Annotated in this window: 15 protein-coding genes; 8 read left to right on the top strand and 7 right to left on the bottom strand. The window is 70.7% G+C overall.

Features of this window, described 5'->3' with window-relative positions:
- Window positions 1-115 precede the first annotated feature (115 nt).
- A complete protein-coding gene (locus AB0D04_RS18890; RefSeq protein WP_362704324.1) occupies window positions 116-769 on the bottom strand; it encodes a PepSY domain-containing protein in 654 nt (217 codons plus the stop codon).
- Window positions 770-877: 108 nt separating this feature from the next.
- Between AB0D04_RS18890 and AB0D04_RS18895 the strand changes: the two genes are divergently transcribed.
- Window positions 878-1,540, top strand: coding sequence for a response regulator transcription factor (locus tag AB0D04_RS18895; RefSeq protein WP_362704327.1), 663 nt, complete (start codon window positions 878-880; stop codon window positions 1,538-1,540).
- Between the two features lie 4 nt (window positions 1,541-1,544).
- Window positions 1,545-2,951 carry a HAMP domain-containing sensor histidine kinase gene (locus AB0D04_RS18900; RefSeq protein ID WP_362704461.1) on the top strand — a complete coding sequence of 469 codons (1,407 nt, stop codon included), beginning with the start codon at window positions 1,545-1,547 and terminating at the stop codon, window positions 2,949-2,951.
- A gap of 70 nt (window positions 2,952-3,021) precedes the next feature.
- On the opposite strand, the gene AB0D04_RS18905 is transcribed toward AB0D04_RS18900, so the two are convergent.
- From AB0D04_RS18905 to AB0D04_RS18920, 4 genes are all read right to left on the bottom strand, one after another.
- The gene (locus AB0D04_RS18905; RefSeq protein ID WP_362704329.1) at window positions 3,022-3,507 is read right to left on the bottom strand and encodes a MarR family transcriptional regulator; all 486 of its coding nucleotides are present in this window, start codon (window positions 3,505-3,507) and stop codon (window positions 3,022-3,024) included.
- Between the two features lie 148 nt (window positions 3,508-3,655).
- Complete coding sequence (locus AB0D04_RS18910) at window positions 3,656-4,429, bottom strand: AIM24 family protein (protein WP_362704331.1); 774 nt, start codon at window positions 4,427-4,429, stop codon at window positions 3,656-3,658.
- Entirely contained in the window at window positions 4,426-5,076 is a 651-nt protein-coding gene (locus tag AB0D04_RS18915) for an AIM24 family protein (RefSeq protein WP_362704334.1), read from the bottom strand. The genes AB0D04_RS18910 and AB0D04_RS18915 overlap by 4 nt, the downstream gene beginning before the upstream one ends.
- Complete coding sequence (locus AB0D04_RS18920) at window positions 5,076-5,714, bottom strand: AIM24 family protein (RefSeq protein WP_362704336.1); 639 nt, start codon at window positions 5,712-5,714, stop codon at window positions 5,076-5,078. Before AB0D04_RS18920 ends, AB0D04_RS18915 begins: the two co-directional genes overlap by 1 nt.
- Window positions 5,715-5,913: 199 nt before the next feature.
- Between AB0D04_RS18920 and AB0D04_RS18925 the strand changes: the two genes are divergently transcribed.
- Both AB0D04_RS18925 and AB0D04_RS18930 read left to right on the top strand, forming a co-directional pair.
- Entirely contained in the window at window positions 5,914-6,264 is a 351-nt protein-coding gene (locus AB0D04_RS18925) for a DUF3817 domain-containing protein (protein WP_362704338.1), read from the top strand.
- The gene (locus AB0D04_RS18930) at window positions 6,261-6,560 is read left to right on the top strand and encodes an MTH1187 family thiamine-binding protein (protein WP_362704340.1); all 300 of its coding nucleotides are present in this window, start codon (window positions 6,261-6,263) and stop codon (window positions 6,558-6,560) included. Before AB0D04_RS18925 ends, AB0D04_RS18930 begins: the two co-directional genes overlap by 4 nt.
- 120 nt (window positions 6,561-6,680) lie before the next feature.
- Here AB0D04_RS18930 and AB0D04_RS18935 read toward each other — a convergent pair whose 3' ends face one another.
- Window positions 6,681-7,667: a DUF5937 family protein gene (locus AB0D04_RS18935; protein ID WP_362704342.1), complete on the bottom strand. Its 987-nt coding sequence runs from the start codon at window positions 7,665-7,667 to the stop codon at window positions 6,681-6,683.
- Between the two features lie 118 nt (window positions 7,668-7,785).
- On the opposite strand from AB0D04_RS18935, the gene AB0D04_RS18940 reads away from it, so the two are divergent.
- The 4 genes from AB0D04_RS18940 (at window position 7,786) to AB0D04_RS18955 (ending at window position 12,441) form a co-directional block, all read left to right on the top strand.
- Window positions 7,786-9,135, top strand: a complete 1,350-nt coding sequence (locus AB0D04_RS18940) for an MFS transporter (protein WP_362704345.1) — start codon at window positions 7,786-7,788, stop codon at window positions 9,133-9,135.
- Between the two features lie 453 nt (window positions 9,136-9,588).
- Window positions 9,589-10,098 (top strand): MarR family transcriptional regulator, encoded by a 510-nt coding sequence (locus AB0D04_RS18945; protein WP_362704347.1) that lies wholly within the window; start codon window positions 9,589-9,591, stop codon window positions 10,096-10,098.
- 76 nt (window positions 10,099-10,174) lie between these two features.
- A complete protein-coding gene (locus AB0D04_RS18950; protein WP_362704349.1) occupies window positions 10,175-10,507 on the top strand; it encodes a DUF3817 domain-containing protein in 333 nt (110 codons plus the stop codon).
- Window positions 10,508-10,740: 233 nt separating this feature from the next.
- On the top strand, window positions 10,741-12,441 hold the full coding sequence (locus tag AB0D04_RS18955) for a methylmalonyl-CoA mutase family protein (protein WP_362704352.1): 1,701 nt from the start codon (window positions 10,741-10,743) through the stop codon (window positions 12,439-12,441).
- A gap of 134 nt (window positions 12,442-12,575) precedes the next feature.
- On the opposite strand, the gene AB0D04_RS18960 is transcribed toward AB0D04_RS18955, so the two are convergent.
- The gene (locus AB0D04_RS18960) at window positions 12,576-13,166 is read right to left on the bottom strand and encodes a hypothetical protein (protein ID WP_362704354.1); all 591 of its coding nucleotides are present in this window, start codon (window positions 13,164-13,166) and stop codon (window positions 12,576-12,578) included.
- Window positions 13,167-13,229 lie beyond the last annotated feature (63 nt).

Below are 13,229 nucleotides of genomic sequence, written 5' to 3' on the forward strand. Positions count from 1 at the left end.
GCCGGGGTTCCGTTGTCCGGGACCAGAAGCGCCCGGCCCGAGGACGGGTTGCGGGGCGTCCCCTCCGGCCCCACCCACGAAGCGACGGCGAACCGCCCCGGCCACGAACCAGCGGTCAGTCGTCCGCACCGTCGTTGTCATCATCGTCCGCGTCCTGCGCCGGAGCGACCGTCGGCTTCCCCGACTGCGGGTCGACCAGCACCTTGTGCTCCTTGCCGTCCTTGGTGACCGTCTCCACCTCCCAGACGGCCTTCGCCCGGTGGTCGTCGTCCAGGTCGACGGAGGTCACCGTGCCGTGCGTGGCGGCGGTTCGGGCGGCGGCCGCGGCGTCGATCTTCGCGCCCTTGAGGCTCGGGCCGTCGTCCTCGTGATCGATGTGCTGGTTCAGTACGCGGCCGTTGACGGCATCCAGCGTGATCTCGTGCCACTTGCCGTCCTTGCCCAGGACATCCGCGTCCCAGACCAGGCCGGGCCGGTCCCGGTCCAGGTCGAGGCCGGTCACGGTGCCCGGGACGGCCTTCAGCGCGGCCGCCGCGGCGGCCGGCGCGTCCACCTTGGCGGCGTGCGCCTCGCGGATGTCCTCCTGGCCGTGGTCGTCGTCGCGGTCGTCCCGGCCCCGGTCGTCGTGCGCCGCGAGCTGGGCGGTCGACCGGACGCCGGACTGGGTGCTGCCGGGCGCGTCCGCGCTGTTGACGGCGACCGCGGTGGCGGTGCCGCCCGCGATCAGGGCGGCCGCGGCGGCGGTGGCGATGACGATGTGGCGCTTCATGTGTTCTCCCCTTCGATCGGCTGTGACACCACAGTTGCCCAACGAACCTGAAGGGGAGCTGAAGCCGCCTGAAGGCGTCTTCAGGTTCGGGGTGACAGGGTTGTGCCCATGCGCCTGTTGATTGTCGAGGACGAGCGGCGGCTGGCCCTCTCGCTGGCCAAGGGCCTGCGGGCCGAGGGGTACGCCGTCGATGTGGTGCACGACGGCCTGGAAGGGCTGCACCAGGCGGGTGCGGGCACGTACGACCTGATCGTCCTGGACATCATGCTGCCCGGCATGAACGGCTACCGCGTGTGCGGTGCGCTGCGGGCCGCGGGCCACGACGTACCGATCCTGATGCTGACCGCCAAGGACGGCGAGTACGACGAGGCCGAGGGGCTGGACACCGGCGCCGACGACTATCTGACCAAGCCGTTCTCGTACGTGGTGCTGGTGGCGCGGGTGAAGGCGCTGCTGCGGCGGCGCGGGCGGAGCGCGCAGCCGGTGCTGCGGGCGGGGGAGCTGGCCGTCGACCAGGGCGCGCGCAAGGTGGCGCTCGACGGGGCGGAGATCACCCTGACCGCCAAGGAGTTCGCCGTACTGGAGCAGCTGGCGCTGCGGGCGGGCGATGTGGTGTCCAAGGCGGAGATCCTCGAGCATGTCTGGGACTTCGCGTACGAGGGCGACGTCAACATCATCGAGGTGTATGTGAGCGCGCTGCGGCGCAAGCTCGGCTCCGGGCGCATCGTGACGGTGCGCGGTGCGGGATACCGGCTGGTGTCCGGTGCGTAGGGCGCTGGGCTCGGTACGGGCCAGGGCGGCGGCCGGGGCGACGGTCGTCGTGGCGGTGGCGCTGGTCGCGGCCGGTACGGCGGTGCTGCTGGTGCTGTGGAGCAACCTCAGGGACCAGGCGGGGCTGCAGGCCGAGGTCGCGGCGCGGGAGGTCGCCACGCAGATCGCCACGGGCACGGCGTACGACGGGCTGGACCTGCCGGACGGGGACGACCACCCGGTCGTGGTGCTGGACGACGACGGGCGGGTGCTGGCGGCCGGCGACGAAGTGCGGGCGGTGGACGGGAAGACCGTAGGGCCGTCGAAGCGCGGGAGCGCCCCGCCGCAGGACGACGACGAGGACGAGGACGACGACGGGGGCGGCCCGCGGCCCGGCGAGGTCGATGACGACGCGCACTACCGCGACGGCACCGCGAACGTCGACGGCAAGGTGGCCGACTACCGCTTCGCCTCGGTCGAGGCCAAGGACACCGGCGGCGCAACGGCCACGGTGCGGGCCGGTTCGGCGCTGGCACCCGAGCGCAACACCGTCGGTACGGTGCGCACGGCGATGCTGACGGGTCTGCCGCTGCTGCTCCTGGTGGTGGCCGGGGTGACCTGGCTGGTGACCCGGCGGGCGCTGCGCCCGGTGGAGGGCATCCGGTCGGAGATGGCGGCGATCACCGCGAGCACGGATCTGAGCCGGCGGGTGCCGGTGCCCGCGGCGCAGGACGAGATCGGGCGGCTGGCCCGTACGACCAATGAGACGCTGACGGCTCTGGAGTCGTCCGTCGAGCGCCAGCGGCGGTTCGTCGCGGATGCCTCGCACGAGCTGCGCAGCCCGATCGCGAGTCTGCGGACGCAGCTGGAAGTGGGCGTGGCGCACCCGGAGTTGCTGGATGTGCCGGGTGCGGTGGAGGACACCGTACGGCTCCAGCGGCTGGCGGCGGATCTGCTGCTGCTGGCCCGGCTGGATGCGGGGGAGCGGCCCGCGGAGAGGCGGATCGATCTGGCCGCGCTGGTACGGGAGGAGGGCTCGCAGCGGGTCGGGGACCGGATCCCGGTGCGGCTGGGGGACCTGGGGAATGTCGAAGTGGCCGGTTCGCGCGGGCAGCTGGGGCGGGTGCTGGGCAACCTGCTGGACAATGCGCAGCGCAATGCCGCGTCGGCCGTACGGGTGGCCGTGGTGCGCGAGGGGGAGTGGGCGGTGCTGCGGGTCGACGACGACGGGCCCGGGGTGCCGGAGGGGGAGCGGGAGCGGATCTTCGAGCGGTTCGTACGGCTCGATGACGCGCGGGCGCGGGACGACGGCGGGGCCGGGCTGGGGCTGGCCATCGCGCGGGATGTCGCGGTGCGGCACGGCGGCTCGCTGGCCGTACGGGAGGGCTCGGTGTTCGAGCTGAGGCTGCCGGTGCCGCGGCGGGACACCTAGGTCCTGGCCGGGACACCCACAGCAACCGACTGCCCCGGTCCACCTCGATGACGGTGCCGTGGCGGGTTCTTCAGAGGCCGCCGCGGTGGGCCCGGAGGTGTTCGGCCACCGGGGTCAGCGAGGTGCGCAGCGCCTCGAGGTCCTCGGCGGAGAACAGGTCGATGAAGTGCTTGCGTACGGACGCGACATGGTGCGGGGCGACCCGGCGCATGGTGTCCCAGCCCTCGTCCGTCAGGACGGCATAGAGGCCTCGGCGGTCCGACTCGCAGCTTTCGCGGCGTACCAGGCCGGCGTTCTCCATGCGGGTGATCTGGTGGGAGAGACGGCTCTTGGACTGCAGGGTGCCGGCCGCCAGGTCGCTCATCCGCAGCCGGCGGTCGTCGGCCTCGGAGAGGTTGACCAGGATCTCGTAGTCGTTGTTGGTCAGGCCGAACGGCTGCAGATCGCGCTCGAGTTGGTGCATCAGCAGTCGGCTGACGTCCAGATGGGTGCGCCAGGCACACTGCTCCTGGTCGGTCAGCCAGGGGGTGTCGCTGTCGGTCGTCTCGGTCGTCATGAAAGAATTCTACCCGTAAAAGTTGAATTGCGAATTAAATTGCGTGCCGTGGTGGCGGGCGGCCCTTGACCCGTACCGGGCTGGTCGGACGCCGGTGGGGTTCATGTGGTTGGTCAGATGTTCGAGGTCACCGTCCGCAGAGTACCGCTCACAGCCCGAAGCGACGCTGGAGGCCCCCAAGGCTGCCGGGCAGCTGGGGCAGTTGTGAGCCACTTTGCGCCGCGTGCCCGCTGCCGCCCGGAACGCCCGCCTCGTCCGGCACCGCGCCCGTGGCCAGCTCCGGCATCAGCACCTCCGTCGACTGGAGCAGGACCGTACCGGCCCCCACGAACTCGAACTGGTGCTCCTCGCCCGAGGCCCCGCCGATGCCGGTGTGCGCACGCAGCCCGCCGAGGAATCCCCGCAGGTACTGGTGGTCGTAGTGGTGGCACGGGGAAGGGCAGTCCGCCCAGCCGACGAGCGCCTGCGGGTCCACCCGGATCGGCGGCTCCATGAAGACCACCGGGCCGTTGGAGGCAGCCACGAACTTGCCCGTTCCGACGAGGGTGAGAAAGCCCGGGATGATCGACTGCTTCAGCGACAGAGATGGCTGAAACGCGAGCAGGTTGCCGGAACGGATGGTGAGGTTGCCCTCGTCGAGGTCGAAGGAATTGACGTCGAAGGCGCGGTCGGCGAGCACCATCTTGCCCTGGCCTTCGGCGACGACCCAGTCGGCGGCGTGCAGGGGGGAGTGGAAACTGCCCGCGATCAGCCCGTCGAGGCGGCCGTGCCCGATGCCGTGGAAGTCGATCCGCCCGTAATAGGCGATCATCTTCCCCTTCTGCAGGAACCACTGGCCGTTCAGGTCCACGCTGAAGGCGTACGGATTGACGTTGTCGTCGCTCGGGAGCGTGCTGACGTCGTGGACGACGGGACCGGTCACAGCTTTTCCTCCGACGCCTGTACATAGACGGTGCCCTGGCCCGACAGCTCCAGCTGGAAGGCCTCCCCGGAGCCGCGGCCGACCATGTCGCGCCAGCCGAGTGCCGTGGACAGCTTGTTGCGGACCTCGCCGCGGTGCGCGACATAGGCCTGCGGGTCGACATGGACCGGCCGCTGCGGCGTGATCGGCAGCTCGATGACGCCGCCGTGCGCCATCACCGCGGCCGAGCCGACGCCCTTGAGGGTGGTGGTGAACAGGCCCTGGCCGGTGACCTGGCCGCGCACCATGCCCATCACGCCGCCCTGCGAACCCATGAACATCGTGCCCTGGTCCAGCGAGCCGTCGAACGCCAGCAGCCGGTCGGCCTCGACGTAGAGCGTCTCGCCCGTCAGATCCACGACATGGACGTGATGGCCGCCGTGGCCGAACATCACCGTGCCACTGCCCTCCACCGTCATCAGGGGCGTGGCCTCACCGGCGATCCGGCGGCCGATCATCGAGCCGATACCGCCCTGCCCGCCCTGGATGTTCGGGGTGAAGGAGACCTCGCCGCGGTAGGCGAGCATCGCGCCGCGCTGGCTGAACATCCGCTGCCCCGGGCCGATACGGGCCTCCACCATGCGGGGATTGAGCGCCGTGAACGGCATCAGACCTCACCGCCCACGGTGTTGCGCTCGCTGGGCTGGACGTACACCAGGCCCTCGCCCTCGAACCGGATCTGGAACGCCTCGCCGGAGCCCTCCCCTATGAAGGTCCGGAAATTCACCCCGGACTGGAAGTGCTGCTTGAAGTCGCCGGTGTGCGCGACATACGCGCCCGGATCCACCTGGAGCGGGTACTGCTTGGTGACCCGCAGCACCACCGCGGGACCGTCGGAGGTGATCGCCGCCTGCCCGCTGCCCTCGACCGTCGTGGTGAACAGGCCGTTGCCCTGCGAGGCGCCGCGCAGCCCGGTGAAGGTCGTGCCCGTCCGCAGCGCCGCGTCCGAGCAGAGCAGATTGCTGGCCTCGACGTACAGCTTCTCGCCGTGCAGCTGCACCAGGTTGATCTCGCTCGCGCGGTCGGCGAAGAAGCAGGTGCCGTGGCCCTTCACCTCCATCACGGCCATCTGCTCGCCCGTCAGCCGCCGGGTGACCATGCCGCGCAGACCCTCGCCGCCCCCGGTCATCTTCTTGAACGACATCTCGCCGTCGTACGCGACCATCGCACCGTTTTTCGCCTTGACGGCGTCGCCCGTCATATCGACGGCGAGCACCTTGCTCCCCTGGAGCCGAAACTGAGCCACGGATCAGACGGTAGTCGGCCGGAGCCGCGAGAGGCAGGCCCTTTTGGCCGATGAGGCCTTTTGGTCACGGTCTGCCCCCGGACGGCCGTGGAGTGACCCGCCCGCGGCGATCGTCCGGGCGGCTGTAACAATGGGCGAAGTTTGTGAACTCTTGCACAAGCAATTGCCGCCTCCCCCCGCCGTATTTGACGAGGTTCCCGTGGACATCAAGACCGCCGCTGCCCTGCACCGACTGCGCCTGGCTTCCATTCCCGAGGCGCTCTCCTTCCCGGCGCTGCTGATCTTCGGCACCGGTGCCCGGCTGGCCTTCGACTACGACACCCTGGTGATGCCGCTCGGCCTGCTGCACGGCGTGCTGTTCATCACGTACGTGGTGCTGCTGCTGGACGTCTGGAACCAGACCAAGTGGCCCTTCAAGCGCATCGCCTTCTTCTTCGTCCTCGCGATCCTGCCGTTCGGCGGGCTGTACGGGGACCGGATCCTCAAGCGTGAGGAAGAGGCCGGCGTGATCGCCGCCCGCGCGCGCAAGGAAGGCGTCGTGGGCGCATGATCGTCGCCTTTTCCGTCAGCCCGCTGGGCGTCGGCGAGGACGTCGGCGAATACGTCGCCGACGCGGTCCGGGTGGTCCGCGAGTCCGGGCTGCCCAACCGTACGGACGCCATGTTCACCTCCATCGAGGGCGAGTGGGACGAGGTCATGGACGTCGTCAAGCGCGCCGTCGCGGCCGTCGAGGCCCGCTCCGGGAGGGTCTCGCTGGTGCTCAAGGCCGATATCCGGCCCGGTGTCACGGATGGCCTGACGTCGAAGGTGGACACGGTGGAGCGGTATCTGGGGCAGGACGGCTGAGAGGCTTGCCCCGGGGCGGCCGACGGCAGGCGGCCGACGGGCAGGTTCCTGGCGGATGACCCGGGCAGGCGCCCGTCGATTGGCCGCCGAAGGGGCGCCCGGCCGCCCGGGGCGCCCGCCTCAGCCGCCCGCCGCCAGGGCGATCCCCAGCGGCGTCCGCTCGTAGCGCACCTGATGTCCGTACCGGCGCGAGGTCAGCAGGCCGGCGTCGCGCAGCACGGACAGATGCGCCGATACGGACGAGGGCGTGAGGCCCAGACGGTGGGCCAGGGCCGAGGTGGTCGACGGGGTGTCGAGGGCCGCCAGGACGGCGGCCCGGTTGGCGCCCAGCAGCCGTACCAGCGCGGGTCCGGTCCGCGGCTCGCTCCACAGCCCGCCGATCCCGCGCGCCGGATAGATGACGGTGGGCTGCCACGGCGGATCGAAGCCGCTCACCACATCCGGCCAGACGAACACGCTCGGCAGCAGCAGCACCCCGCGCCCGTCCAGGTCCTGCATCTGCAGGAAGTCGCTGCGCGTACGGACCGTGAGGGTGTCCCCCGACCACGACAGCCGCGGATGCAGATCGGCGAACAGCCGCCGCAGCCCGCCGCCCGCCAGCTGGCGCGACCGGTAGGCGATCTCCGCCTCCAGCAGGGCACGCAGCCGCGGCCAGTCCGGGGCCAGCAGGGTGTGCCAGGCCCGCTCGGTGACGTCCGCCAGCTCCCGGACCGCCCGCGCCGGATCCGCCAGTGCCGCCCGCCCGGGAGCCGACTCGGCCGCCCCCGGCACACATGCCAGCGACTTGGCCATCTCGGCGCGCGCGATCGCCGGATCCGTGGCCCGTAACAGCGCCAGCTCCTCCTCGAACCCGGCCAGCGGTACGCCCGGCGGCCGCCCCAGGAAATCCGGCGTGTACCCGGGCGGCGACGACGGCATGAACAGCCACAGCGGCGACAGGTCCAGCCCGGCCACCGTCTCGCGCATCCGCCGCAGCCACGGCAGGTGATAGCCGTGCCGGTCCGCGCGCCGCAGGGTCCGTACCGCCTCGTGTGTCTCGCACAGCGGCGAAATGGCGAACCGGACCCGCAGAAAGTCGTCCGCCCCGAAATGCAGATGCAGCGGCACGGTGGCGCCTCCCCTCCCCGGATCCGGCTCCAGGCCCCTCGGGGGCCCACTCCCTCCCCAGGATTCGTCTCCAGCCGAAACACTACGGCCGGGTGCTCGCTCCCGGCACGCTGCCGCCATGCCCTCGCCCACCGGGCCCGCACGGCCGGGCCCCGCCGCCGACCGGCCCGGCGCCGCCGACCGGGCCGCCGCCTCCCCACGCCCTGCCGCGGCCGACCGCCCCGCCGCCTCCGCGCGCCCCGCCGCGCCCGGCTACCGCGCCGTCTTCGCGGTCCCCGAATTCCGCTCCGTCTTCGCCGCCCACCTGCTCTCCTCCCTGGGCGTCGTCGTCTGCGAGATCGCCCTCTCCCTCCTGGTCTTCGACCTCACCGGCTCGCCGCTGCTCAGCGCCCTGACCTTCGCCCTCGGCCTGCTCCCGTACGTCCTCGGCGGCACCCTGCTGTCGGCCGTCGCCGACCGCTACCCGGCGCGCACCGTCCTTGTCGTCTGCGACGTCCTGTGCGCCCTGGCCGCGGCGGGCATGGTGGCGCCCGGCACCCCGATCGCCCTCCTGCTGTTCCTCCGCTGCGTGACCGCCGCCATCGCCCCGGTCTTCGCCGGCACCCGGGCCGCCACCCTCGGCGAGATCCTCGGCGACGGCGAACTCTTCGTCCTGGGCCGCTCCGTCATCCGCATCGTCAACCAGGGCGCCCAGCTGGCCGGCTTCGCCGCCGGCGGCCTGCTGCTCGCCGTCGTGCAACCCCGAGCGGTGCTCGCCATTACCGCCTGCACCTTCATCGGCTCCGCGCTCCTGCTGCGCCTGGGCACCCGTGCCCGCCCCGCCCGCGACACCGCCCGCGGCGCGCTCCTCGGGGCCTCCCTCACCGGCACCCGCCGCCTCCTGGCCGACCGCCGTATCCGCGCGCTCCTGCTCCTGACCTGGCTGCCCCCGACGTTCGTGGTCGTCCCCGAGGCCCTGCTGATCCCCTACGGCGACCTCCTCGGCACCGGCCCGGCCGGCCTGGGCCTCCTCCTGTGCAGCATGCCCATCGGCGCGATCACCGCCGAAACCCTGGTCGGCACCTTCCTCTCCCCGCCCGCCCGCACCCGCCTCACTTACCCCATGGGCCTCTTCGCCGTCCTCCCCTCCTTGGGCTTCGCGACCGGCCCGTCCCTCGGCTGGTCCGTCCTCCTGCTCGTCCTCACCGGCACCGGAATCTCGTACAACTTCGGCGTCGATCGCTGGTTCGTGGCCGCGGTCCCCGAAGAGCTGCTGGGCCAGGCGATGACCGTGATGCAGGCGGGCCGGATGACGATCATGGGCCTGGGCATGGGCCTGGCCGGGGTGGCCGCCGAATACGCGCCGCTCCAGATGGTGATGCCGACGGCGGGGGTGGTGGGCTCGGTGTGCGTCCTCGCGGTGATCTTCGAGGTACGGCGTACGGACGTCGGCTGCGGCCCGGCGGTGCCTGCGGCCGGGGTGCCCTGACGCTTGTGTCTGCGACCGGGCTCCCTGGCGCTTGTGCCGGCGGCCGATGCGCCCTGGCGTTTGTGCGCGGGCGCCTGATGCTGCCTGACGCCTTGTGCCTCAGGTCGGGCGCCCGATGCTTGTGCGGATGCGGCCGGGCGCTTGATCCTCGCGCCTGCGGCCGGGCCCTGGCGCTTCCACCTGTCTGCCTCCCGTCTGCCTCACGTCCCCTGCCTCGCGATGCCTCCTTATAACTCAGCAACGATTACGGAGAGTGATTAGTTCCTCGCGCCGTGTCGCGCCGTGTCGCGCTGCGTCGCGCCGCGTGGTGGGTGAGCGGGTGGGGCGGTGGGGTGATGGAAGGAGGTGCGGCCGGGTCCGAATGTGATCGTCCCGGCTCGACGACGCGAGCCTTCCGGACCGAAACCTGAGACAAGGCTGACCACGATATGACCGGCGGGTAGGGTCGGAGATGTGTCGAAGCCGCTCAGCCTTGCCTTTGATCCCATCGCGCGTGCCGACGAGTTGTGGCAGCAGCGATGGGGCGCCGTGCCGTCGATGGCCGCGATCACCTCGATCATGCGGGCGCATCAGATCCTGCTGGCCGAGGTGGACGCCGTGGTCAAGCCGTACGGGCTGACCTTCGCGCGCTACGAGGCGCTGGTGCTGCTGACCTTCTCGAAGGCCGGTGAGCTGCCGATGTCGAAGATCGGTGAGCGGCTGATGGTGCACCCGACCTCGGTGACGAACACCGTCGACCGGCTGGTCAAGTCGGGTCTGGTGGCCAAGCGGCCCAACCCGAACGACGGTCGCGGCACCCTCGCCTCCATCACCGACAACGGCCGCAAGGTGTGCGACGCCGCCACTCATGACCTGATGGAGATGGACTTCGGTCTGAAGGCGTACGACGCCGAGGAGTGCGCCGAGATCTTTGCGATGCTGCGGCCGCTGCGGGTGGCGGCGGCGGACTTCGCGGAGGAGTGAAGGAGGGGGAGGGCTCCGTCCCGCGTGCCGGGGGGCGGCGAAGATCGCCCCGGAACGGGCGGTTACGCTCTGGGGCATGAAGCGAAGCGTCCTGACCCGATACCGGGTGATGGCCTACATCACCGCGGTGATGCTGCTCGTGCTCTGCGCCTGCATGATCTTCAAGTACGGCTTCGAGATGGGCAAGGACCTCACCCTCGTGGTCTCCCAGATCCACGGCGTGCTCTTCATCATCTACCTGGTCTTCGCCTTCGACCTGGGCTCCAAGGCCAAGTGGCCGGTGGGCAAGCTGCTGTGGGTGCTGGTCGCCGGGACCATTCCGACGGCCGCCTTCTTCGTCGAACGCAAGGTCGTCCGCGAGATCGAGCCGCAGCTGGCGGAGGGTGCGCCCCAGCCGGTCAAGGTGTAATGCCTGTCGCACGCCCGTCGCACGATGGCTTGGATGCGCCTGTCCCCTAGGGAGGGGACAGGCGCGTTTGCGTTTCCGGTTCCGTTTCCGGTTCCCGAGAGGCTCTGAGGGGTGGCCCCCTCGGCGCGAATCCCCGAAATCCCTGAATCCCCGGCTGCCCGACTCCCTGATTCCCCGACTTGCAGCCCGCTTCCCATCGACAATTACTAGGACGTCCTAGTAAATTCGAAGGTATGGACGCTGACGCGATCGAAGAGGGCCGCCGCCGCTGGCAGACCCGGTACGACTCCGCCCGGAAGCGCGATGCGGACTTCACCACGCTCTCCGGCGACCCGGTGGAGCCGGCGTACGGCCCCCGGCCCGGTGACAGCGTCGAGGGGTTCGAGCGGATCGGCTGGCCGGGGGAGTACCCGTTCACGCGCGGTCTGTATGCGACCGGCTACCGGGGGCGTACGTGGACGATCCGCCAGTTCGCGGGCTTCGGTAACGCCGAGCAGACCAACGAGCGCTACAAGATGATCCTCAAGGCGGGCGGCGGCGGCCTCTCGGTCGCCTTCGACATGCCGACGCTGATGGGACGGGACTCCGACGACCCGCGCTCGCTCGGCGAGGTCGGCCACTGCGGGGTCGCGATCGACTCCGCGGCCGATATGGAGGTCCTGTTCAAGGACATCCCGCTGGGTGATGTCACGACGTCCATGACCATCAGCGGGCCCGCCGTCCCCGTCTTCTGCATGTATCTGGTGGCGGCGGAGCGGCAGGGCGTGGACCCGGCGGTCCTGAACGGCACACTCCAGACGGACATCTTCAAGGAGTACATCGCGCAGAAGGAGTGGCTCTTCCAGCCCGAGCCGCATCTGCGCCTCATCGGCGACCTGATGGAGCACTGCGCCCACGGCATCCCCGCGTACAAGCCGCTCTCGGTCTCCGGGTACCACATCCGCGAGGCGGGTGCGACGGCCGCGCAGGAGCTGGCGTACACGCTCGCCGACGGCTTCGGCTACGTCGAGCTGGGGCTGAGCCGCGGGCTGGACGTCAACACCTTCGCGCCGGGCCTGTCCTTCTTCTTCGACGCCCATCTCGACTTCTTCGAGGAGATCGCCAAGTTCCGTGCGGCGCGCCGGATCTGGGCCCGCTGGATGCGCGACGTCTACGGTGCGACCAGCGAGAAGGCCCAGTGGCTGCGCTTCCACACGCAGACCGCCGGTGTCTCGCTGACCGCTCAGCAGCCGTACAACAACGTAGTCCGTACTGCGGTGGAGGCGCTGGCGGCGGTGCTCGGCGGCACCAACTCGCTGCACACCAACGCGCTGGACGAGACCCTGGCGCTGCCCAGTGAGCAGGCCGCGGAGATCGCGCTGCGTACCCAGCAGGTGCTGATGGAGGAGACCGGCGTCGCCAATGTGGCGGATCCGCTGGGCGGTTCCTGGTTCATCGAGTCGCTCACGGACCGGATCGAGGCGGACGCCGAGAAGATCTTCGAGCAGATCAAGGAGCGCGGCGCACGGGCGGTCCCGAACGGGCAGCACCCGATCGGCCCGATCACCTCCGGGATTCTGCGCGGTATCGAGGACGGCTGGTTCACCGGCGAGATCGCCGAATCCGCGTTCCGGTACCAGCAGTCCCTGGAGAAGGGTGACAAGCGGGTGGTCGGCGTCAACTGCCACCACGGTTCGGTCACCGGCGACCTGGAGATCCTGCGGGTCAGTCATGAGGTCGAGCGCGAGCAGGTACGGGTCCTGGCGGACCGTAAGGCGGCCCGCGACGACGCCCGGGTGAAGGCATCGCTGGAGGCCATGCTCGCCGCCGCCCGCAACGGCGGCAACATGATCGAGCCGATGCTGGAGGCGGTCCGCGCCGAGGCGACGCTCGGCGAGATCTGCGGGGTGCTGCGGGACGAGTGGGGGATCTACACGGAGCCGGCCGGCTTCTGAGCCCGGCCTTCGGCCGGTGGCCGACGGCCGGGCCGGCGCCGGGCAGTTGTGCCGGGCAGAGGGGGTGGCGGCCGGGCACCGGGTGGCGGCGCGTGACATACGGCGCGCCGCCGTCGGCCGGGCGGTGCGCCGGCTCAGCCGGTGAGCGCGAGGTCGAGGAGCGGGCTGGCGGCGAGGCCGGTGAGGGCCACCGCCGCGATGGAGACCACGACCGTGCGGGTCGGCGTCCCCTTGGTCGTATGCCAGGTGTCCTTCAAGGTCTTGCCGTTCTTGTCGAACTGGGTGAGAAACCAGAAGAGGACGAAGGCGTCGAGGAGGAGGAGCCCGAAGGCGAGCAGGAACGTGGTCGTCACCGCGCGGTGGTCGTCCCGCATGACGTCAGCGCCGGTGCGCGTGGCCGGGAAGGTGTGTCCCTTGGGGTAGGTGGTCGTGCCCACGCTCAGGTGGGCATTGTCGGACAGGACTTTGCCGTCGTCCGAGCGGAACGTTCCATTGCAGGTGTAGTCGTCGGGCGGCGGGCTGCTGTAGCGGCGTTTGGTGGTGACATGGTGATTCGCGTAGCAGTACTCGACCGTGAGCGTTCCGTGCGTGCCCACGACGCGCGCTTGGGTCAGTCCCAGCCAGACGCAGACGCAACTGGCGGCCAGGAGGGCCACGATGGCGGCCACATGGAGGCAACGCCCCCATAGGCGCTTTATTTCGGATACGGAGGGGAGCTGGGGCATGACGGGATATTCCCTTTCCGAAGTGCACCGAAGGCGAATGGATCGTTGCCGTCCGCTCACCGT

Source organism: Streptomyces sp. NPDC048483 (genome assembly GCF_040651455.1).
GTDB lineage: Bacteria > Actinomycetota > Actinomycetes > Streptomycetales > Streptomycetaceae > Streptomyces.